Here is a 20043-nt window from a genome sequence, read left to right as displayed (position 1 = left end):
CCGCAAATTAGCAATTTTTATCAATTTCAAGTAATGAGTGATAAAACTGGTTTCGATTATATCCATCTGCTAAAGCCCACACCCGGCAATGCAATTCTTCCCTGATCGGGGAATACAGTGCGGAAGAATATGCCTGGCCCCCCTGCTACAAAAGAGCGGAATACGCATTTTAGTCGGCTGTAAGCGTATACACCCTGGAGTAAGCGCGCGTTCTGTCCTTATTATGCCAGATAGAAAACGCAATAAATTCGCAATTTTCACCCAGGAATCTTCCTCTCATATCGAAACCGGGGAACTGACAAACAATTGCCCGTTTGTCAGAAACTGAAAAAGTTCCGATGTCATTTGTATCACATTCCTCTCCATCATACCTGGACTGGTCGACAATCTTTGTAGTGAGGACTACTTCGTTCTTTTCCTCCGTAAAACGTAAAGTGGTTTTGTAGATATAACCATCAAAATTTCCGCCGGCCACCCAGTCAATGTCTGCATCAATAGGGCCGTCATACACCTTGTCAAATACGATCTTTTCAATACTCATAGGATAGTAAAAAATATGGGACCGTAAATTATAAAAAATTATCAAATATCCAATTTATAGCTTTAATTCATCTCCTTTAGGATCTCTGTTTGTATTTGCCATCTTTAATATTCGTCTCATTCTCATAAAAGACACGCCTGACATATAACCGATGTTCAACTGTAATCTAAACCCGCTATAGCGCTCCAATCCGCCGATGTAAGGGCTGTACTTCGGTGTCCAGATGTATTTGGCAGAAAAGTCGTACGTGAGGCGTTTTCCCACGCGGGTGAACATCCCAAACCCGCCTTCCAGTGCAAATTTCTGCTGGGAGTAGTCAGTAGAGCCGATACCGCTGGCATCACTACCCTTTACTTTGATCAGGGTGGTATTCACGGCACCTACCCCGAATAGCAGGTAAGGTTTCGGCTCTGCGGCCAGCATGGTCCTGAAGTAATTCCGCTTTGCCATGAGCAGTCCCGTTTCTATATCGTCTACCTCTTCAGAAGCAGCGATTTCGTCGTCCAGCTGGTGAATCTTAATCCATTGCCGTTTCTTATATCCCTCACTGTATATGCCTTTAAGGCCCCACTTCAGGTAAGTGAAGTTAGACAGGATCATACCCATTGTAGAATTGATGGATATACTGTTGGTACCAGTCACCGACATAAACCGTTCCGTCCTGTTGAGGGTCAATTCATTCCCGATGCGGTGCCGGTCGGTGATAAAGTTCTCAGTAGCGAAGCCAAAGAAGAACTTCCGTTCAGTGATACTGATCCTTGTTTTCATATCTTCCCCGCTTCTGAAACCATCCGGGATGAGGGTAACGCCCAGGGGTATGCTGAAGATGGTATTACCCTGATAATGATCCAGCATTTCGTCTGACAGCTCCTTTTTAATGTGTTTATACATTTTTTCGTAGCGTTCCAGCCTTTCCACTTCCCATTCATAATCGTTTTCACCATTCATCTTCCGCTTCTGGATATAGTACATGGTATCCGTTGGTATTTCGCTGGTGCCCAGGGTATAATGGGTCTTTTTCCGTTCCCTGTTCACTTTATGCATTGGGAACATGACATCGCCCACATAGGTGGATACAATAGACATACTGGGTTGCATGAACATCATGCCCGGCCAGGTAGTAAAGTAATCCGGTACGATAGACATGGCAGGAACCATGGTGACGCCGACAGCGGCACCTTCCAGGCCCATGTTGACCATACGGATACCTTTGATCTGGCTTAGTTTGATGGTATCGTATTCATGCATCGGGATCTTGTTGGGCAGGCGGATGGGAAGTGGGATCGGCAATGGAATGGGTGGTACAGGGATAAAAGGAGACCGTTTTAAAAATATAAGGGCACTATCCGTCACCCCCATCAGGTTGGATTCTACATAATAGGTATGTTTTCTGAAGTCGGTGCGGGTAAGTGGTTGTTCCATCTTCAGTTTCGTATCGGACCAGAACCACAACCTGATAAAATTACCCATTTTAACCGTGTCAGTTTTTCCTGTCTTTTCATTCAGAATAAGCAGCACTTTTTGCGTACGACCGGTAGGCATAGGCGGACCGGGAGGCTGTGACCAGACAGACAAAGGGATAAAAGCAAGTAGAGTGACAGGCAATAAATACTTCATCCGGCAAATCTATATTCCTATATATCCGGCAGAAAATAATAAGGGAAAACCATCCTATTTTATTGGAGAATCGTCATCACACTACTGCGATAAGTATCTCCTACCGGCAGCTTTTTCCCTGCCACCGTGACGTAACGGCTGGTAATAGCGCTCACCCTGGGGCGAGGCACGATGTAAGATCTGTGTATGCGCATGAACTGATGGCCCGGCAAGCGGCTCATCATCTCTTTCAGCGAAATCATAGACAATAAAGGATGTGTGGCCGATGTGGTATAGATTTTAACGTAGTTGTTTAACCCTTCGATATACAGGATGTCTTTCAGCTGCACATTCCTCGTTTCATAGTCGGCCCTGATAGTGAGTGAGGGCGCCATTTCCTGCACATCTTTCTGCATACCGGCTTTCAGGATCGCCTGTTCAAAACGCTCTTCCGAAAAGGGTTTCAGCAGGTAGTCTACCGCCGACACGTTAAATCCTTCTAATGCATACTCAGGATGTGCGGTTGTGAAGATCACCATAGGTCGCTGTGGCAACGATCTGTAAAACGCAAACCCATTTACATCTGCCATTTCTATATCCAGCAGGATCAGGTCTACATGGTTGCTGGCCAGGTATTTACATGCCTGCTCCGGATTGGTAAATTGCCGTTTCAGCCTGATCCCGTTTAGCCTTTTGCTGTAGTGTGCCAGGATTTCGTGGGCGATCGGCTCGTCGTCGATAGTAATAGCATCTAAAGGTCTCATAACTTTACACTGAGTTGAACGATGAATTGCTGCGTTTGCTGACTGATGGTCAGCGTGTATTGATCGGGATAAATTAAATCCAGTCTGCGTTTTACATTTTTGATACCAACACCGTCATTCGAAGCTGTTTTTACAATTGTATTTGTTGCTGAAAAATGAAGTGAATCTGTGGTTGTGTTTATTTCAATCAGCATTTGCGTCTCCCTGCTGGAAGAGATACCATGTTTGAAACTATTCTCGATAAAAGGTATTAGGATAAATGGTGCAATCTGGTTTGTACCCGCCTCCCCGGTGATGCGCAGTGATACCTGGTTGTTCAATCCAAGCCTGAGCTGTTGCATCTGGCAGTAGTTGCTGATGTGGTCCAGTTCTTTGGCAAGCGATACTTTGTCAGCATTGCTTTCGTATAGTACATACCGCATCATGTTTGCCAGTTTCAGAATATACGCAGGTGTTTTTTCTGATTGCTGTATAGATAACCCATAAATGCCATTCAGCGTATTGAAGAAAAAATGTGGTTGCATTTGTTGTTTCAATGCGAACAATTCAAACGCTGTCTTTTCTTCTGACAACTGTTTCCATTCATAGCGTTTGCGTGCGATGTACGATAACATGAGCGCTGCTGCCAGCAATACTAATTGAGGTATAGGAAAGTGCAGCGGATCTAAAAAGTGAAACCCTGAAAAAAAGTAGTTGAGTATTGTGGGAATATAAATCACGCATATTGCATAGGCGATTAATACCAGGAAATAAAACGCCCTTTTCCCGTAATACAAAAAGGGAATAAAGACATAAAAATTCAGGAAATATCCACCGGCGGCCATCACATTGTCCAGCATCACGGAATAGTATAATTCCCGCGCAGTGATGGTCAGGGAATGCTTAGGCGGATATGGTACAAATATGGTCAGGAGTATGATGACGACTATCAGTATGCCATGAAAAGTATTTTTCATAGGTGAAAATTATAACGAAGGAAATATTCATCCTATACCCTTAGTCAGAAATCCTAAAATTCAGAGATGAAAACCTCTTTTTCGTAGACAAAAAATTGTTAAAGTTGGTCATCAATCGTTAAATTTGTCCACTTCACGCTCTCACTGTTGTTTTTACCCACCTTTTTATTCCCCCACTATATGAAAAACGGAAACTTCTAAAACATTAGAAGGGCATAGAAAACTGGTTACGCCTTATTGGATGGCTGCTGATCGGGTTCGTGGTATACTTCCGTTACAGCCTCATCATTCGAAAATCAGGCAGAAAGGGTAGCCTAATTAAATAATATCTAAAAAATTCCGGGTCTCTTTGAAATAATTCCCGAAATATAAAATGGGTATTGACAATAATAAAAATCCTGATAACTTTGTCATCAGATGACACGACATCGGACTTAACATTTAGACTTTAATTAATACTTTAAGAAGCAATGGCAAATTATTTTAATTCTTTACCCCTCAGGGAGCAACTGAACCAATTAGGTGTATGCGAGTTCATGGACATCGCTGAATTTGCTGACGGCGTAGCAGCCCTCAAGGGTAAGAAAGTAGTTATCGTTGGAGCAGGTGCTCAGGGTTTAAATCAGGGTCTGAACCTCAGAGATAGTGGTCTGGACATTTCCTACGCACTGCGCCAGGAAGCGATCGACAACAAGAGAGATTCCTGGAAAAATGCAACTGACAACAACTTCAAGGTTGGCACATTCGAAGAACTGATTCCAGGTGCAGATGTGGTAGTGAACCTCACTCCCGACAAGCAACACACTGCTGTGGTAACTAAGATAATGCCTTTGATGAAAAAGAATTCTACCCTGCTGTACTCTCACGGGTTCAACATTGTAGAAGAAGGAATGCAAATCCGTAAAGACATCACTGTAATAATGGTGGCACCTAAATGCCCAGGTTCTGAAGTAAGAGCAGAGTACCTGAGAGGCTTTGGTGTACCTACCCTGATCGCTGTTCACCCGGAGAACGATCCTGAAGGTAAAGGTCTGGAGCAGGCAAAAGCTTATTGCGTAGGTACAGGTGGCCACAGAGCTGGTGTACTGCGTTCCAGCTTTGTAGCTGAAGTAAAGTCTGACCTGATGGGTGAGCAAACCATCCTGTGTGGCCTGCTGCAAACCGGTTCTATCCTGTCTTTCGACAAAATGCTGGAGAAAGGTATCGATGCTGGTTACGCTTCCAAATTAGTTCAATACGGTGTAGAAGTAGTGACTGAAGCACTGAAACACGGTGGTGTAAGTGGTATGATGGACCGTCTGAGCAACCCTGCGAAAATAGCTGCTTTCAAAATTTCTGAAGAACTGAAGACCATTATGCGTCCGCTGTTCCAGAAACACCAGGATGACATCATGAGCGGCGAATTCAGCAGCACCATGATGAAAGACTGGGCTAATGGTGATGCGAACCTGCTGAAATGGAGAGCTGAAACCGGTGAAACTGCCTTCGAAAAGACACCTGCTGGCGACGTGAAGATCGGCGAACAGGAATACTTTGACAACTACACCCTGATGGTAGCATTCATCAGAGCAGGTGTGGAACTGGCTTTCGAAACAATGGTAGAAGCTGGTATCAAAGCTGAATCTGCATACTATGAGTCTCTGCACGAAACTCCACTGATCGCAAATACTATTGCACGTAAGAAACTGTTCGAAATGAACCGCGTGATCTCTGACACCGCTGAATATGGCTGTTACCTGTTTGATCAGGCTTGTAAACCATTGCTGGCTGGTTTCATGAAGACTGTTGATACTGATCTGGTTGGTAAAAACTTCAACGAAGGTAAAACCGGTTCCGTTGATAACGCTGAACTGGTAAACATCAACGCAATCCTCCGCGACCATCCGGTTGAGGTAGTAGGAAGAAAACTGCGTAAAGCTATGACAGCTATGAAGTCAATTAAGACTACCTAAAATATATTAAAGAGCGTGTATCTTACTTTTGATACACGCTCTTTAAAATTCGGATCCATTTATGCGATTCTCAGGAGTTTCATTTATTGAAGATACATCCTGCCTCTTCCTCTCAGAAATTGGAATATGATGTCAGAGCCCGTTGTTAAAGTTTTAAATCTGAATGTCAGGTTTAAAGACAAGATCGTATTAGATAATTTAAGCTGGAATATAGTTCGTGGACAAAACTGGGTGCTGAACGGAATAAGCGGGAGCGGAAAAACCACCCTCGCCCAACTGATAGAAACACCTAAAGGTATCGACGGCAACATCGAATATAACTTTGATAAAAACAGCCTGCTTCCTCAGCAGGTACTCTACGTTTCCAACTGGTACCACTTTAAGAACTTAGAAGGCGACGCGAATTTTTACTACCAACAGCGCTATAATCGTAAACAGGCGAGAGAAACCCTTACCGTACTTGGCGATTTTAAAGTCTTTGGAAAAGAAAAGAACCTCGATATCGCCGATGCCGATAAAATTATCGATGCACTCGGATATAGAGAACTGCTGGACTCTCAGCTGATAGAACTTTCCAGCGGGGAGCACAAAAAGCTGCAATTGGTCAAGGCCCTCTGGCTCAAGCCACAACTGCTAATCCTGGACCAGCCTTACGCCGGTCTGGATGTAGCTTCCAGAAAGAACTTAAATACCCTGCTGGAAGAACTTACCCAGGTGGGATCTCAATACATTCTTATCACCAACGACTCTGCCGTACCCAATAATGTGCATCAGTATGCGCAGATCATTGATGGTAAACTGGTCTCCTCTTCTACCAATGAGCATTCCAGCGAGATATTGCACGAACTGGAACCACTGCCTGAATTCCTCACGGAAAAGCCAGTGTATCATGCAGCACAGGTAGTGAAGATGGTCGATATGAATATTCACTATGGTGAAAAGCAGGTACTGAATAATATTAACTGGGAAGTGAACGCCGGTGAAAAGTGGTTATTGCAGGGACACAATGGTTCCGGTAAATCAACTTTACTAAGCCTGGTCTGTGCAGATCATCCACAGTCTTATGTAGATGGCCTCTTCCTCTTTGGTAAACAACGAGGGAGTGGTGAAAGTATCTGGGACATCAAGGAAAAGATCGGTTTAATCAGTCCGGAACTGCACTGGTATTTTGATCCCAGTGCAACGGTATTCACCAGTATAGCATCCGGTTTTTATGATTCTATCGGGTTGTTCAAACAGCTCCCTTACTCGCAGACTGTGAAAGTAAGAGAACTGATAGCGTTCCTGAACATGAAGGATGTACAGCATGAACTACTCAACACCCTGCCATTGGGTAAACAACGCCTGGCACTGCTGGCGAGAGCGATCATCAAGAATCCTGAATTGTTAATTCTGGATGAACCGTGTCAGGGACTGGACAATGACCAGACACAATACTTCAATAAGTTTGTCGACAAATTGTGCGCAAACGGGACAACATTAATTTATGTAGGCCATTACGAATCGGCCCTTCCATCCTGCCTGGAAAAAAGGATTTTACTGGATAAAGGACATGTGGTAAAAATAGAAACGATTCAATAGCTGACATGACTAAAATACATAGGAAAACACTTGCGGAAGAAGTTGCTGATCGCATAAACGATCTGATTGTCAATGGTACATATCAGGTAGGCGAAAAGCTGCCGAACGAAACGGATATGATGGCTTCTTTTGGGGTGGGCCGGTCTACAATCAGAGAAGCTATAAAGTTGCTGGCTAACATTGGCATACTCGATGTACGCCATGGTGTCGGTTCATTTGTAAATGAGATGGTGAGCTCCCGCGAGCCCATCGATGTTCGTCTGAGCAAGGCGGATACCAAACACATAGATGAAGTACGCGCCTGGCTGGAAATCAAAATGGCGGAGAAAGCGGCAATGAACCGTACAGAAGCGGATATCCGCAACATGGCAGAAGTGCTGCAGCGCAGGGATCACTTTGGCAAAACCGGGCAGATAGAACAGAGTATTGATGAAGACCTGGCTTTTCATAGCTGTATGGCCCATGCAACCTGCAATCCCGTGTTGGAAGACCTATACAAGGCAACTGCCAAACATGTAAAAAGATACCTGCTGGACACCATGCGGGATACTTCTATCATGACCGTAACACAGGATCTGCATGTAGAATTATTAGACGCTATTAGCCGCCAGGATTGCGAACAGGCCATTGCCTGTATCAAAGAAATACTGGAATATTGAATATAACGTACATTTACCCCCAAAAAACCTATGAAAAAGGCCATATTTTCATTGGGGGTGGCTATGATACTGACTATTCCGACCTATGCACAACCCTTCACACAATTATTCCGGCAGGCGATAGAGTCGGGCATGTTCTCAGGACAGGCGGTGATTCTGAAAGATGGGGCTGTTTTTTACGGCAAGCAAAACGGCTTTTCTGAGAACTCTACCAAAAGACCATTGACTGCCAATACCCTGTACAATACAAATTATCTTACCAAACAATTTACTGAAGAAATTATCCGCCAACTGATCAGCGAGGGAAAACTGGATGAACTGGCATCTGTAGACAAGTTTGTGAACATTTTTCCGCCTGAAACGGGCAAGGCGATCACAGTCGCTCAATTGCTGACCATGCGATCCGGATTAGGGGATTATGAGCATAGTCCGGATTATGCGAAGATCAGGAAGACGGATTTTAAGCTCAACGACCTGTTGCAGATCATTTCCTGGCAGCCATTATTATTTAATCCGGGCACTGGCGAGGCCTATTCCAATTCCGCTTATGTGGTGCTGGGGGCGGTGATAGAAAAAATTACCGGACAGCCTTATGGCGATGCGGTGCGTACACGCATCGGGACCCCACTGGGCATGACTTCGATCGCTTATACCAGGGCAGAGAAACTGGCGGCCACTAACCGTGCGTATGGCCAGATCGTCAATCCTGATGGGACCAAAACCAATGTGGACGATATTGAAAACGGGCATCCTGATGAGGGGGTGTATATTACGCTGGATGATATGCTGAAATTTGTGGAGGCTAAGCGGAAGCAGTTGCTTCCCTCCCATTATAGTTATCCGCTCACAATGCATATGACGGGTAGGTTGCCTACGTGGACATCGGCGATCGGGTATACAGAAGATGGATATAGTTATGTGATACTATGCAATATGGGTGAGTCAGCTGATAGGTTGGCGCCACGGGTAATTTCAGTGATGAAGGATGGAACGTATAAACCATTTACACCGCCTACGCAGCTAACGCTGTACAAGTGGATCACGGGGAATGGAATGCCTTATGTAGAGCAAAATGTGCGTTCACTTTGTGAACAGGAGGGCAGAAAATTTGATGCTGATTTTTTAAATGCCAACGGTGATATTTTTATGCAGAGCAAGCAAACGGGGTTTGGAATAGCGTTGTTTAAACTGAATGTAAAGCTATTTCCAACTTCAGCTATAGCATATGAATATTTAGGCAATGCGTATACGCAGATAGGTGACAAAGCAAATGCTGAGATCAATTATAAAAAAGTAATGGAACTGGATCCAAAGAATGGACGTGTGAAGGATATTTTGAGTGCTAAATAGCATCTACAAGTATTTGTTCTTTTTCTACGTCATTTCTTACAACTATCTATTTGTTTGCTTCTTAAAAATATTTGTGCGAAAAAAGGGGGCGTGTCTCAATACTTCGAGGCGCCTCCTTTTTCTGAAAATGGTTTTCATTCCCCGTTGGTGAATTCTCTCTTTCATGAAGGTTTTATTCGGGTACCTTTTTCGTACATGTCATTCTCCTGGCCTTCCTGTTACTTGGTACATCCCTTTTTTCAAATCGGTATATTCGATTGTTTGGATTGAAAAATAACGTTTTGCCGATCCAGGAAACTTCAGACCTTTGCAGCTGTTTATGGAACAGCTTATCGAAAATTCAAAGCCACCTTATACTGTATTGTTGCTATCAGGCTTGTCACAGATCCTTTTGTGGGGCGGGTCTTACTTTCTTTTATCCGTATTATCCGGACCGATTATGCAGGAAACGGGCTGGTCGTACCAGCAGGTATACGGGTGTTTATCTTTATCGCTGTTGATTTCGGGCTTGCTATTGCCAGCTATCGGGAAGATGATCCAGCAATACGATCAGAACTTCATCCTGCATTATACGGGGATTGTAATGGGCATAGGGCTTATTATGATTGGATCCGCACAAAGCTATTTGCTGTTTGTACTGGGTTGGGGCGTTATTGGTGTAGGTATGGGCATGGGGCTGTACGATGCCCTCTTTGCTTCGCTGGGAAAGCTATATGGCAGCAAGGCGAAAAAGGTGATTGTATGGGTCACACTGATAGCCAGTCTGGCGCCTTCTATATCATGGCCATTTACTTCGTTTTTACTTCATGAACTGGGCTGGCGGCATACCTGTTTCACATTTGCAGGGATCCTAATGGTGGGGATCTATCCTATTCATAAATACATATTCCGGCCAACAATCATAAAAGAAACGATCACCCAAAGGGACAGTGTTTCTTTCCGTTCCAGGATCTTTTACCTCCTTCTTGCCAACTTTACCATCGGCGCCATCATCACTACTGGTGTAGTGGTACACCTTATCGACATCCTTAGTGCTAAAAAAATTGAGATGTCTGTTATATTGATGATCGTGGCCTTTCTCGGGCCCAGTCAATCAGCTGCCCGTACACTGGAACTCATGATCGCCAACCGCAGCGCGGTTGAAATGGCGTTCATTTCTACCTTCGCTATGCTACTCGGTATCGGCCTCCTCTTCTTTCACCCCGGCCTTGCTACTATAGGAATAATTATCTTTGGGGTTGGAAACGGCATGCGATCTGTGCTGAGGGGCACTTTACCTTTAGCTATCTTTGGTCCTGATCAGTACCCGCTGGTCATAGGCCGGCTGGCCCGTATGCCGCTTATCGCGCAGGCGGCAGCGCCTTTTATAGGTGGGTTTATGATTCAACAATTCGGCACTACTATTTACCTGTGTTCACTGTGTGCACTATTATTAATCAATCTCGTATTAATCTGGAATATAAGATCATATGAACTACAACTTCAGAAAAGCTAGCTTAGAAGAACAATCGGCCATCTGGGACATTCTGGCACAGGCCATTCAACGAAGAAAAGAAGACGGTAGCAGACAATGGCAGGATGGCTATCCGAATCCGGCCGTGGTAAAAGAAGACATCGAAAAGGGGCATGGCTATGTGTTGACTGAAGGCGATGAAATTCTTGGTTATGTAGCCATTCTTATCAATGACGAACCGGCTTATGCAGCCATAGAAGGCAAATGGCTTACTGATGGCGATTTCGTGGTATACCATCGTGTAGCGATCTCTAAAAAGCACCTGGGTAAAGGGCTCTCCAAAATCATGCTTAAACACATAGATGAATGGGCCTTGCAGCAGGGCATTACCAGTGTAAGGGCGGATACGAATTTCGACAACCCAAAGATGATGGGCGCCTTCGAAAAAAGCGGATATGTATATTGCGGTGAAGTATTTTTCAGGGGCTCAGCCCGCAAAGCATATGAGAAAGTATTAACTAATCCTCATGCTTAAGACCGATCAGGATCTTTTTGAATTCTTTTATAGCCCTGGTTTCGTAGGCTTCCTTCAGTGAGATAATATTTGTATTGCGCACCAGTGTTTTTTCATCAATAGGGATCGTCACCAGGTCCTTGTCAATCACACTCGTTTGTACGACGATGCTGTACCACTTACCTGTTTTGACGAGGTCTAATACTGTGGGGATATCATTGACTTCAATGGAAAATTTCGGGTCCAGGCCATATCTCGTAAAGGTCTTACTGATAATATGACTACTGCTGTATCCCCTTGTCGCAATGACCAGTGGCAGCTGGCAGATTTCATCCAGAGAAAGGATCTTCTTTTTCGCAATCTTTGATTGTTTGTTGGCCACCACGACCATGGGGCTGCTAAACAACTCCTGGTAAGCAAAATGGGGTACATCAGTCCCTTCGTGAAAGGCCAGGCTGAAATCCAGTTCGAACTGGTCCAAGCGGTCGAACAATCCCAGGGAGGAGTCGTATACTACCTTCAGGTTGATCTGTGGGAAAGTAGCGGCAAACTGTATGAGTGCCTTTGTGAAAAAGTTCTTCAGACTATACGCCACTCCTACCGTGACCGTACCGATATGCAGGTTATTCAGGTCCCTGATCATCTGCAGCCCGTCTTCCGCTTTCTTCACCGCCTGCTTGGCATAATCTGTAAACAGGGTGCCGGCTTCCGTCAACGTGATCTGTCTGCCGATACGGTTGAAGAGCGGGGTATTCAGTTCCATTTCCAGTTGTTTGATCTGTTGTGACAGGGTGCTCTGACTGATGTGCAGCTGTTGTGCTGCTTCAGTAAAGCTGAGCAATTCCTGTGCCTTCAGAAAATATTTAAGCTGTCTATGTTCCATCCTGGAAGCAAGTTACAATTAAGTTACACGCAACGATTGACAATGATCAATATCATTATTCCACATAATTTTAGTAATATGCAATTGCATGTAATTTTTAACCCATGGAAAGAAAAACAATTCTGTATATAGCTACCAGTGTTGATGGGTACATAGCCCAACCCGATGATGACCTGAGCTTTCTCTCCATTGTAGAAAAGGAAGGCGAAGACTATGGCTATGCGGAGTTTATCAATACCATCGACACCGTGATCATAGGTAGAAAAACATATGATTGGATACTGAGCCATGTACCGGAATTCCATCATGCGGATAAAACAACTTATGTGATCACAAGAACGCCACGGGCGACAATTGGCAGCACTCATTTCGATACAGGTTCGCTGCCGGAACTGGTTACCAGATTGAAAAAGGAGGAAGGGAAAAATATCTTCTGCGATGGGGGTGCGGAAATCGTCAATGCATTATTACAAGACAATTTAATTGATGAATTTGTGATTTCAATTATTCCCATACTGCTGGGTAGCGGGACAAAATTATTCCAGGATGGTCGTGGGGAACAACTACTGGATCTTATTTCTGTAAAACATTTTGAAAAAGGATTAACGCAACTGCATTATAAAAAAGCCTGATGAAATTATTGCTTTGCCCGTTAGCCGGCATGGCCACAAAGTAAACAAATGCAAATTGTATTACTGGTATTTGCGGCTATCTGTGCAGGAGTTTCGCTATATACTTTGTAAAGGCTGAAACGCTTATTAAATTAAGCATTCCAGCCCTTCATATCATTAACGCTGATGACCGTGCTCACCACCATGACGACCACCGCCGCCGTGAGGACCACCATGTGGTGCACAACTAGTTAAACTAATTGCTACTACAAATAACGCTACCAACAAATGAACGCTGTACTTTTTCATAATTACTCAATTTTAAAATATTGTGATTAAATAAATGACGATGCCCTTACCGTTTTACGCGATTCAAATGATTTTGAAGTGGTAAATGAAAAGGTGTGGCAGTTATTCGCATAGGAGCATAACAGGCAATTTCATTGCTCATTAAGTTCGCATACAGCTCAGTAAGAAGGTTAGGCTAAATGATAGAAAGGAAATATGTGGGCAAATATAAACATATATTCATAAACGTGAAAAAAATAAGGGGCTGTATCGTAAGTAACAGGAAGGCCATCAGAATTGCATGTACGAAAAGGTACCCGAATAAACATTCATGAAAGAGGGAATTCACCAACGGGGAATGAAAACCCATTTTCAGAAAAAAGGGGCGTCCCGAAGTATTGAGACGCCCCTTTTTCAATTTCATTATCCTTCACAACTCTTACAAGTCACCAGGTTTGTTACCAACTCTTTGGAAACGCTCTGGCTGCGTTGATAATAGAGTGTTTTCACACCCAGTTCCCACGCTTGTATCAGTAATCTGTTCACCTCTTTTACAGGCAGATTAGAAGGTATATTCAGGTTCAGACTTTGAGACTGATCCACATATTGCTGACGGATAGACGCCTGCTGAATGATTTCCAGCTGACTGATTTCCTTGAATGTTTTGAATACTTCTTTTTCTTCAGCTGTCAGTTGTTCCAGGTGCTGTACGCTACCATGGTTCATCATGATACTGCGCCAGGTTTCCTCATTGTCAATACCTCTTTCGGCCAGTAAAGCTTTCAGGTATTTATTTTTACGCATGAAGTTACCTTTTGACAGACCTGCTTTGAAATAGTTGCTGCTGAACGGCTCGATACCAGGAGATGTCTGACCCAGGATCGCGCTGGAAGAAGTGGTTGGAGCAATCGCCAGCAGTGTGGTATTTCTCTTGCCATAACCTTTCAGCAATTCTGGTTCACCATAGATCCATGCCAGTTCTTTACTTGCTTTCTCTGCTTTGGTCTGGATATCTTTGAAGATAGAAGATGTCAGTTGTTTAGCACGTAAACCTTCGAATGGAATCATGTTCTTCTGAAGATAAGAGTGCCAGCCCAATACGCCAAGACCCAGTGCACGGTGTCTTTTTGCAAAACGGTTAGCAGGCTCCAGGAAGTGGTTACCTTCAGTCTTTACGATGAACTCCTGCAATACTGCATCGAGGAAGAATACTGCCAGTTTCACAGCGTTGGTATCTTTCCATTCGTCGTACAGTTCCAGGTTCATGGAAGACAGACAACAGATGAAGGATTCTTCTTCTGTAGAAGGCAGCATGATTTCGGAACACAGGTTACTTGCGTGGATAGTCAGGTTCTGGTCTTTGTACACCTGAGGTTTGTGCCTGTTTACATTGTCAGTGAAGAAAATGTATGGCAGGCCTTTCTGCTGACGGCTTTCCAGTACTTTCGCCCAGATCTGCCTTTTCTCCATATCGCCATCGATCATGTCTTTCATCCAGTAGTCAGGCACACAAACGCCGTTGAACAGGTTCTGGATGGGATGTCCGATATCTTTGATAGAGAGGAATTCTTCGATGTCACCATGGTCGATGTCCATGTAAGCTGCAAATGCACCCCGTCTTACACCACCCTGACTGATGGTATCCATCGCAGTGTCAAACAGGCGCATAAAGCTCACAGCACCACTGGATTTACCATTGTCAGTGACCGCACTACCACGCTCACGCAGGGAACCGAAGTAAGCAGAAGTACCGCCACCCAGTTTGGTCTGCATGATCACCTCACCCAGTTTGTGGGTGATGCCTTCAATATTATCAGGAATGTGTACGTTGAAACAGGAAATAGGCAGCCCTCTTTCTGTTCCCATATTAGCCCAGATCGGAGAGCTTAAGCTCATCCAACCTCTTTCGATCATTTCTTTGAATACATCTTTCAGCTCTGGTTTGTACAGGCGTTGTGCTGCAGCAGAACAAATTCTTTCGATGGCACCTTCTACGGTTTCACCTTTCAGTAAGTAGCCTCTGTTCAGGATCTGCTCACTCTCTTCATTTTTCCACCACAGACGGTTGCTATCCTGCTCATTGGTTACAGCAGTTTCGGGGGAGGCTGTTTCAAATAAAGTCATCATTATCTATTATATCGTCAAAAAGTTAAAACAAATCGTGTGCTGAGATACTCTTATCAAACTTAGTATACTCTACAGGGCGTTTCGCAAAGAAGTCATCCAGGCTATTAGAATAGATCTCTTCTTCAAACCACAACATTTTACCACTCTCCTCTGAAGATACGTTAAAGATAGGAGCTATACCAATCTGTTGTAAGCTATCATCTGCTCTCTTCTTCATGAAGTTGATCAGGTCCACTTTCTTAATTACCTCAATATCGCCTTCGTTGAAGATCCAGTCGAGCATGCGGCTTTCCGTTTCGATAGACAATGTCACAATATCCACTACCTGCTTCACAGCTTCCGGAGTGAAAATATCAGGATATTCTTCTTTCACCTTGCTAATCAGGTAGATACCGGCATTTGCGTGAATCTGCTCATCTACGGAAGTCCATGCGATGATGTTGCTCACATTTTTCATCAGACCTCTGAAACGGGTAAATGACAGCACGATGGCAAACTGGGAGAACAGGCTCACGTTTTCGATCAGTAAACTGAACAGGATCAGGGAGATAGTATATTCTTTCTTATCGTTTGATTTCGCATTTTCCAGTGCAGCGCTCAGATAGGTGATACGTTCCTGGATAATAGGTACTTTCATCAGTTCGGTGAATTCATCGTTGTAACCCAGTACTTCCAGCAGACGGCTGTAAGCTTCTGAGTGACGGAATTCACATTCTGCAAAGGTAGAGCCCAGACCATTCATTTCCGGTTTTGGGAAATGCTGGTACAGGTTGCCCCAGAATGATTTTACAGCTACTTCCACCTGTGCAATGGAAAGCAGACTATTCTTTATAGCGCTTTGTTCTGGTATAGATAGGTGGGCATGAAAGTCCTGAATATCAGCTGTAAAATCCACTTCTGAATGCACCCAAAAAGATTTGTTAATCGCATCAGTATACTGGAGGACCTCCGGATACTCAAATGGTTTGTACTGAACCCTCTTGTCAAATAATCCCATGTCTGATTTCTTTAAACTTTTAAACAAATGATAAAATAAATATATCTATCATGTCCGGAGGCAAATGTCCCGATTAAATTAAAGAGAGTTGGAAAAAGAAATCAACATATGGGGATAATCAGTTTTTGGAATGATCGTTCTCCCTGTCAGGGCTGATTTAGACCAGGTTTATTATAACATTAAAATAATTTAATATATTTTTGCCCCCTTAATAATTTATAACCCTATGCGTAACCTATTTTTCTTGTTTGTGGCAAGCCTGTTGTTCGGGGCTTGTAAAAAGGACAATCAGACAACAGTAGATCCAACACTTACCGAGTATAAAGATGGACACCGGTTAAAACTGGTGAGTAAAACTCCGGAAGAGATCATATTTACTTTCACAGGTAAGTATGGCACCATCGTTCCGCCGGATGGCTATACCGCCACCATTTCCTACATCAAAACCAGCGACAAGGCCTGGACTGAATGGAAAAAACTTACCATTACCGGCGATACCATGCACCTGACAGAGGGGCTGGAACACCTGAGCACCTACGATGTAAAGATGGAGGTGACTACTTCTGGGGAAATTTTGGTGTAGCGGGTTTCAATGTGTTCGCTCCTTACATTTACAATATTCCTATTAAAGTGGTGCAAACCCATATGAGCATCAGTGACAGCCAGGGAATGATTGTAAGGTCTATTGATGTAGAACTGAGCAGGTCTACGACTGATTGTGAAACAGCATCTACGGCCTTTTACTGGACGATGGGAAGTCATGTAATACAATTGCGGTTAAAGTCAGGTTTGCCGGCAGGAACGTATACATTGATAGTGTATAATGTGCTGGTGGATGATAGTAAGCAGATAAGTAATCAGTTTCAGTTTATGATTCAATAAAATTAAAAAGAGGGTGTATCAAACTTTTGATATACCCTCTTCTATTTCGGATACCTGATGGAGGCAGATAATCCTTTATGCGATGCTCAGTGCTTTTATTTATTTTTAATTCACCCTCTTTTATAAAGTCTCCTCTTCAACCACACTTACATGTACCCTATTTATTATGTGCTATAAACAGTGGCCACTGGTGTTCTCTCACCAATATATCCGCCATACTGGGCCTGAATAACATGGACAAGGCATTCCGCTGATACGCTCCCAATATAACGAGTGATTCCATTGCCTGCTCTTTCAGATAATGAGCGATCTCTACCTCCGGCTGCCCTTTCAAGGATATAAAATGGGCCTGCGGCGCATGCATCCCGATCAACTCTTTCACCATGCCCTCATACGGCAATTCCTGCGCATGCGTTCCCGGCTGTACCGTCACCACATTCAATGGCAACGCATTAAACACCGGCAGGATATAAGAAAACATCTTAAATGCAAAAATGGAAACCGGAGAACCATCATACAACCAGCAGATCTTCCGTACATCCGTAAAATGTCTGGGTAACAATAATACCGGGCACTTTGCATTCGCCAGAATATCTTTTACAAAAGGTGTCGGCGATTCTTCTGTAAAAGGGTTCATTGTTTCACTCGCATCTATCAGCAGCATATCCGCATACCTGCTTTCTTTCAAAATACTCTGGGTAACCGCATCACTTCCTCTGCGTACATTGTAATGAATACCCGCATGCTGACAGGCATGTTCAAACTGCGCACTCCCATCCACGCTTCTCCTGCCTCCGCCACCGGCATAGGCAAATTCCATCTTCTGTGCAAAAACACCTGTAATGGTCGCATTATGTTGCAACCCCATTCTTATTGCATATTGCAGGGTACTGTCACTAAACTTTGACCCGTCGAAAACAGCCACTATTTTTTTCATAACCGTGAAATTTAAAATAACGCTTTATTTATGCGCAATAAATACAGGATACCTGTACTCTGAAATGTAACTCGTGCAAAAACTTCTCTTAAACAGATTAGACAAACCCGACCTTCCAAAAGCCCCTGTTACCAGCATTGGCCTGGAAATGCCTTCTAAAAACTGACCCATCTCCTGCAGTTCTAACTGCAGAAAAGTAAGATTATTGTAATGCCGGCCTGCCAGCTCCCTGATATAATCTTCATCCGGTATCTCGGGCTGATGCTTATGCGTAGCATATACCAATGTGGTACTGCAATCACAGAGATCACTAAAGAGGTAAGAAAACATTTTGATGGCGAATACCGATGACCGGGTGCCATCATATGCAAGTATGACATTCTCCGGATAGTCGAACTTTTCCGGCGCTACGATAACGGGACATTCTGTATCATGCAACACATCGCGCAGGTATTCGCTGGGTACTTCCAGCCGTAGATTCTCATAAAATTTCTGGCTACCCAGTATCATGAGATCTGCAAACCTACTCTCTTTCTGCAATTTCGAAATGGCATGCGGCGAATGATCTTTGTGTATACGGAATTCAATGTTATTCCTGACACACTCCTCTTCGAACAGCTGAATATTTTCATCTACCTTTTCTTCATCAATTTCAATCTGTAATGGAACATAGAGCCCTCCGCCTCCAAATACATACCCAAGTCCCGAAAAATCAAGTTCAGGCAGGAAGGCGCCAACCAATAGGATCTTTTCACTTTCATTCAATTTTTTAGCCAATCCGATTGCTCCATTAGAATAATGTGTACCATCAAAGGCAACGATTACTTTTCTCATGGCGTTGAATTAAGAAATGAATAATTGGGGAACGCCTTCAATTTCATTAAAAGAGACGGCAATAAATATGACCGTCATCAATCTAATAAATGACTCTGCTTAGTTTATCTACATCCAGAATATAAATGACTCCTTTCTTGATGTCAATCAGCTGCTCATCCCTGAAGTCGGACAATGTACGGGCAAAGGATTCTTTCGCCACGCCGGCCAGAGCCGCCAGGTTACTTCTGCTAATGCGAATGCCTTCGTTGTTATATTTCTTATTGACAGCCAGTAGGGTGTCCGCCGTCTTTTTTCTTAGTGAATCATATGCCACTTTTAGTAATTGTCCTTCTTTATCATCTACATTCTGGGCGAGGATCTTTATAAGCTGATTCTGGGCATAGTTGTTTTCAGTGACCATGCGGTCAAAGTCGGCATTCGGTATCACAGCCAGTTCTACATCGTCTACCGCTTCAGCGCTTTCGTGGTAACTGGTTTTATTAATAATAGCCACATGGCCAAGAAAACCTTCATTATAAAGTGCAGTGATAAGTTCACGGCCATCTTCACATACCTTGAAAGTTTTAACTTTTCCTTTTAAGATATAGAACAGACAGGAAGGATGATTGCCCTCCTGGTAAATGAGTTGTTTGTTTTTATAATAACGGATATTCCGGTTTCGGATCAGGTCCTGCAAAGGATCGTCCAACAGGAGATTCCCTTTTTTTACCGCAGATTTTTTGAGTCTGCATTCTATCGAGTTTAACAGTTCCGATGATTCAAAGGGCTTGGTAATATAATCATCTGCACCAAGGTCCATGCCTCTCCGAACCTCTGCCCGGTCGGACCTCGACGTTAGAAAAATAAATGGAATACTACTGGTTTCCTTATTATTATTCAATACCTGGAGGACGACAAACCCATCTAAAATGGGTAAAGTCAGGTCACAAATAATAAGGTCAGGATGTTTTTCTTCAGCAAGCAATATCCCCTCTTTACCGTCAACTGCCTCTAATACCATATAATTTGCCAGCCCAAGTATTTCAACAATTTCCTCCCGTACAGCAGTGTTATCTTCGATAACAAGAATAGTAGACATACAGCTGTGGATTTTTTTTGAGTTCACTCAAAACTAC

The 20043-nt window shown here is 43.6% G+C and carries 20 protein-coding genes; 9 read left to right on the top strand and 11 right to left on the bottom strand.

The annotated features are described in order from the left end of the window. Positions 1-169: 169 nt before the first annotated feature. The 4 genes from BW716_RS23960 to BW716_RS23945 are packed head-to-tail and all read right to left on the bottom strand — an operon-like array spanning position 170 to position 3857. The gene (locus BW716_RS23960; protein ID WP_083726788.1) at positions 170-541 is read right to left on the bottom strand and encodes a hypothetical protein; all 372 of its coding nucleotides are present in this window, start codon (positions 539-541) and stop codon (positions 170-172) included. 54 nt (positions 542-595) lie between these two features. Further along, the gene (locus BW716_RS23955) at positions 596-2158 is read right to left on the bottom strand and encodes a hypothetical protein (protein ID WP_143708997.1); all 1563 of its coding nucleotides are present in this window, start codon (positions 2156-2158) and stop codon (positions 596-598) included. 59 nt (positions 2159-2217) lie between these two features. Then, positions 2218-2901 (bottom strand): LytTR family DNA-binding domain-containing protein, encoded by a 684-nt coding sequence (locus BW716_RS23950; protein ID WP_083726784.1) that lies wholly within the window; start codon positions 2899-2901, stop codon positions 2218-2220. After that, positions 2898-3857, bottom strand: a complete 960-nt coding sequence (locus BW716_RS23945; RefSeq protein WP_083726782.1) for a sensor histidine kinase — start codon at positions 3855-3857, stop codon at positions 2898-2900. Before BW716_RS23945 ends, BW716_RS23950 begins: the two co-directional genes overlap by 4 nt. A gap of 470 nt (positions 3858-4327) precedes the next feature. Here BW716_RS23945 and ilvC point away from each other — a divergent pair, with 470 nt between their 5' ends. The 6 genes from ilvC (at position 4328) to BW716_RS23915 (ending at position 11387) form a co-directional block, all read left to right on the top strand. Next, complete coding sequence (gene ilvC / locus BW716_RS23940) at positions 4328-5809, top strand: ketol-acid reductoisomerase (protein ID WP_083726780.1); 1482 nt, start codon at positions 4328-4330, stop codon at positions 5807-5809. 126 nt (positions 5810-5935) lie between these two features. After that, positions 5936-7390, top strand: coding sequence for an ATP-binding cassette domain-containing protein (locus BW716_RS23935; RefSeq protein WP_083726778.1), 1455 nt, complete (start codon positions 5936-5938; stop codon positions 7388-7390). 5 nt (positions 7391-7395) lie between these two features. Further along, a complete protein-coding gene (locus tag BW716_RS23930) occupies positions 7396-8049 on the top strand; it encodes a FadR/GntR family transcriptional regulator (RefSeq protein WP_083726776.1) in 654 nt (217 codons plus the stop codon). A 30-nt stretch (positions 8050-8079) separates the two neighbouring features. After that, positions 8080-9399, top strand: coding sequence for a serine hydrolase (locus BW716_RS23925; RefSeq protein WP_083726774.1), 1320 nt, complete (start codon positions 8080-8082; stop codon positions 9397-9399). Between the two features lie 319 nt (positions 9400-9718). Further along, positions 9719-10894: an MFS transporter gene (locus tag BW716_RS23920; RefSeq protein ID WP_083726772.1), complete on the top strand. Its 1176-nt coding sequence runs from the start codon at positions 9719-9721 to the stop codon at positions 10892-10894. Beyond that, positions 10869-11387 carry a GNAT family N-acetyltransferase gene (locus tag BW716_RS23915; RefSeq protein WP_083726770.1) on the top strand — a complete coding sequence of 173 codons (519 nt, stop codon included), beginning with the start codon at positions 10869-10871 and terminating at the stop codon, positions 11385-11387. The genes BW716_RS23920 and BW716_RS23915 overlap by 26 nt, the downstream gene beginning before the upstream one ends. Here BW716_RS23915 and BW716_RS23910 read toward each other — a convergent pair. Beyond that, positions 11371-12249: a LysR family transcriptional regulator gene (locus BW716_RS23910; RefSeq protein ID WP_083726768.1), complete on the bottom strand. Its 879-nt coding sequence runs from the start codon at positions 12247-12249 to the stop codon at positions 11371-11373. The two genes, BW716_RS23915 and BW716_RS23910, sit on opposite strands and share 17 nt — an antisense overlap. 104 nt (positions 12250-12353) lie before the next feature. Here BW716_RS23910 and BW716_RS23905 point away from each other — a divergent pair, with 104 nt between their 5' ends. Continuing rightward, positions 12354-12881 carry a dihydrofolate reductase family protein gene (locus BW716_RS23905; protein ID WP_083726766.1) on the top strand — a complete coding sequence of 176 codons (528 nt, stop codon included), beginning with the start codon at positions 12354-12356 and terminating at the stop codon, positions 12879-12881. A gap of 156 nt (positions 12882-13037) precedes the next feature. Here BW716_RS23905 and BW716_RS38480 read toward each other — a convergent pair whose 3' ends face one another. The 3 genes from BW716_RS38480 to BW716_RS23895 all read right to left on the bottom strand — a co-directional run bounded on the left by BW716_RS38480 (position 13038) and on the right by BW716_RS23895 (position 16272). Beyond that, positions 13038-13169: a hypothetical protein gene (locus BW716_RS38480; RefSeq protein ID WP_255373894.1), complete on the bottom strand. Its 132-nt coding sequence runs from the start codon at positions 13167-13169 to the stop codon at positions 13038-13040. A 402-nt stretch (positions 13170-13571) separates the two neighbouring features. Further along, a complete protein-coding gene (locus BW716_RS23900; RefSeq protein ID WP_235643935.1) occupies positions 13572-15275 on the bottom strand; it encodes a ribonucleoside-diphosphate reductase subunit alpha in 1704 nt (567 codons plus the stop codon). A gap of 22 nt (positions 15276-15297) precedes the next feature. After that, on the bottom strand, positions 15298-16272 hold the full coding sequence (locus BW716_RS23895; RefSeq protein ID WP_083726764.1) for a ribonucleotide-diphosphate reductase subunit beta: 975 nt from the start codon (positions 16270-16272) through the stop codon (positions 15298-15300). 226 nt (positions 16273-16498) lie between these two features. Between BW716_RS23895 and BW716_RS23890 the strand changes: the two genes are divergently transcribed. Together BW716_RS23890 and BW716_RS23885 are read left to right on the top strand one after the other, a co-directional pair. Then, positions 16499-16855 carry a hypothetical protein gene (locus BW716_RS23890; protein WP_083726762.1) on the top strand — a complete coding sequence of 119 codons (357 nt, stop codon included), beginning with the start codon at positions 16499-16501 and terminating at the stop codon, positions 16853-16855. 62 nt (positions 16856-16917) lie between these two features. Beyond that, entirely contained in the window at positions 16918-17154 is a 237-nt protein-coding gene (locus BW716_RS23885; protein ID WP_083726760.1) for a hypothetical protein, read from the top strand. Positions 17155-17311: 157 nt separating this feature from the next. Here BW716_RS23885 and BW716_RS23880 read toward each other — a convergent pair whose 3' ends face one another. The 3 genes from BW716_RS23880 to BW716_RS23870 form a co-directional block, all read right to left on the bottom strand. Then, positions 17312-18091 (bottom strand): universal stress protein, encoded by a 780-nt coding sequence (locus BW716_RS23880; protein WP_083726758.1) that lies wholly within the window; start codon positions 18089-18091, stop codon positions 17312-17314. Positions 18092-18115: 24 nt separating this feature from the next. Beyond that, positions 18116-18925 (bottom strand): universal stress protein, encoded by an 810-nt coding sequence (locus BW716_RS23875; RefSeq protein ID WP_083726756.1) that lies wholly within the window; start codon positions 18923-18925, stop codon positions 18116-18118. 82 nt (positions 18926-19007) lie between these two features. Beyond that, the gene (locus BW716_RS23870) at positions 19008-20006 is read right to left on the bottom strand and encodes a response regulator (protein WP_083726754.1); all 999 of its coding nucleotides are present in this window, start codon (positions 20004-20006) and stop codon (positions 19008-19010) included. Positions 20007-20043 lie beyond the last annotated feature (37 nt).

The organism is [Flexibacter] sp. ATCC 35208, from assembly GCF_001975825.1.
GTDB lineage: Bacteria > Bacteroidota > Bacteroidia > Chitinophagales > Chitinophagaceae > Chitinophaga.
This window is presented reverse-complemented; position numbering and strand designations above follow the sequence as displayed.

Coding starts and splice junctions, on each gene's coding strand:
- BW716_RS23890 (WP_083726762.1), top strand. CDS start 16,499: ATGCGTAACCTATTTTTCTTGTTTGTGGCAAGCCTGTTGTTCGGGGCT.
- BW716_RS23910 (WP_083726768.1), bottom strand. CDS start 12,249: ATGGAACATAGACAGCTTAAATATTTTCTGAAGGCACAGGAATTGCTC.
- BW716_RS23930 (WP_083726776.1), top strand. CDS start 7,396: ATGACTAAAATACATAGGAAAACACTTGCGGAAGAAGTTGCTGATCGC.
- BW716_RS23915 (WP_083726770.1), top strand. CDS start 10,869: ATGAACTACAACTTCAGAAAAGCTAGCTTAGAAGAACAATCGGCCATC.
- BW716_RS38480 (WP_255373894.1), bottom strand. CDS start 13,169: ATGAAAAAGTACAGCGTTCATTTGTTGGTAGCGTTATTTGTAGTAGCA.
- BW716_RS23875 (WP_083726756.1), bottom strand. CDS start 18,925: ATGAGAAAAGTAATCGTTGCCTTTGATGGTACACATTATTCTAATGGA.
- BW716_RS23925 (WP_083726774.1), top strand. CDS start 8,080: ATGAAAAAGGCCATATTTTCATTGGGGGTGGCTATGATACTGACTATT.
- BW716_RS23955 (WP_143708997.1), bottom strand. CDS start 2,158: ATGAAGTATTTATTGCCTGTCACTCTACTTGCTTTTATCCCTTTGTCT.
- BW716_RS23920 (WP_083726772.1), top strand. CDS start 9,719: ATGGAACAGCTTATCGAAAATTCAAAGCCACCTTATACTGTATTGTTG.
- BW716_RS23950 (WP_083726784.1), bottom strand. CDS start 2,901: ATGAGACCTTTAGATGCTATTACTATCGACGACGAGCCGATCGCCCAC.
- BW716_RS23900 (WP_235643935.1), bottom strand. CDS start 15,275: ATGATGACTTTATTTGAAACAGCCTCCCCCGAAACTGCTGTAACCAAT.
- BW716_RS23945 (WP_083726782.1), bottom strand. CDS start 3,857: ATGAAAAATACTTTTCATGGCATACTGATAGTCGTCATCATACTCCTG.
- BW716_RS23895 (WP_083726764.1), bottom strand. CDS start 16,272: ATGGGATTATTTGACAAGAGGGTTCAGTACAAACCATTTGAGTATCCG.
- BW716_RS23905 (WP_083726766.1), top strand. CDS start 12,354: ATGGAAAGAAAAACAATTCTGTATATAGCTACCAGTGTTGATGGGTAC.
- ilvC (WP_083726780.1), top strand. CDS start 4,328: ATGGCAAATTATTTTAATTCTTTACCCCTCAGGGAGCAACTGAACCAA.
- BW716_RS23870 (WP_083726754.1), bottom strand. CDS start 20,006: ATGTCTACTATTCTTGTTATCGAAGATAACACTGCTGTACGGGAGGAA.
- BW716_RS23885 (WP_083726760.1), top strand. CDS start 16,918: ATGAGCATCAGTGACAGCCAGGGAATGATTGTAAGGTCTATTGATGTA.
- BW716_RS23960 (WP_083726788.1), bottom strand. CDS start 541: ATGAGTATTGAAAAGATCGTATTTGACAAGGTGTATGACGGCCCTATT.
- BW716_RS23880 (WP_083726758.1), bottom strand. CDS start 18,091: ATGAAAAAAATAGTGGCTGTTTTCGACGGGTCAAAGTTTAGTGACAGT.
- BW716_RS23935 (WP_083726778.1), top strand. CDS start 5,936: ATGATGTCAGAGCCCGTTGTTAAAGTTTTAAATCTGAATGTCAGGTTT.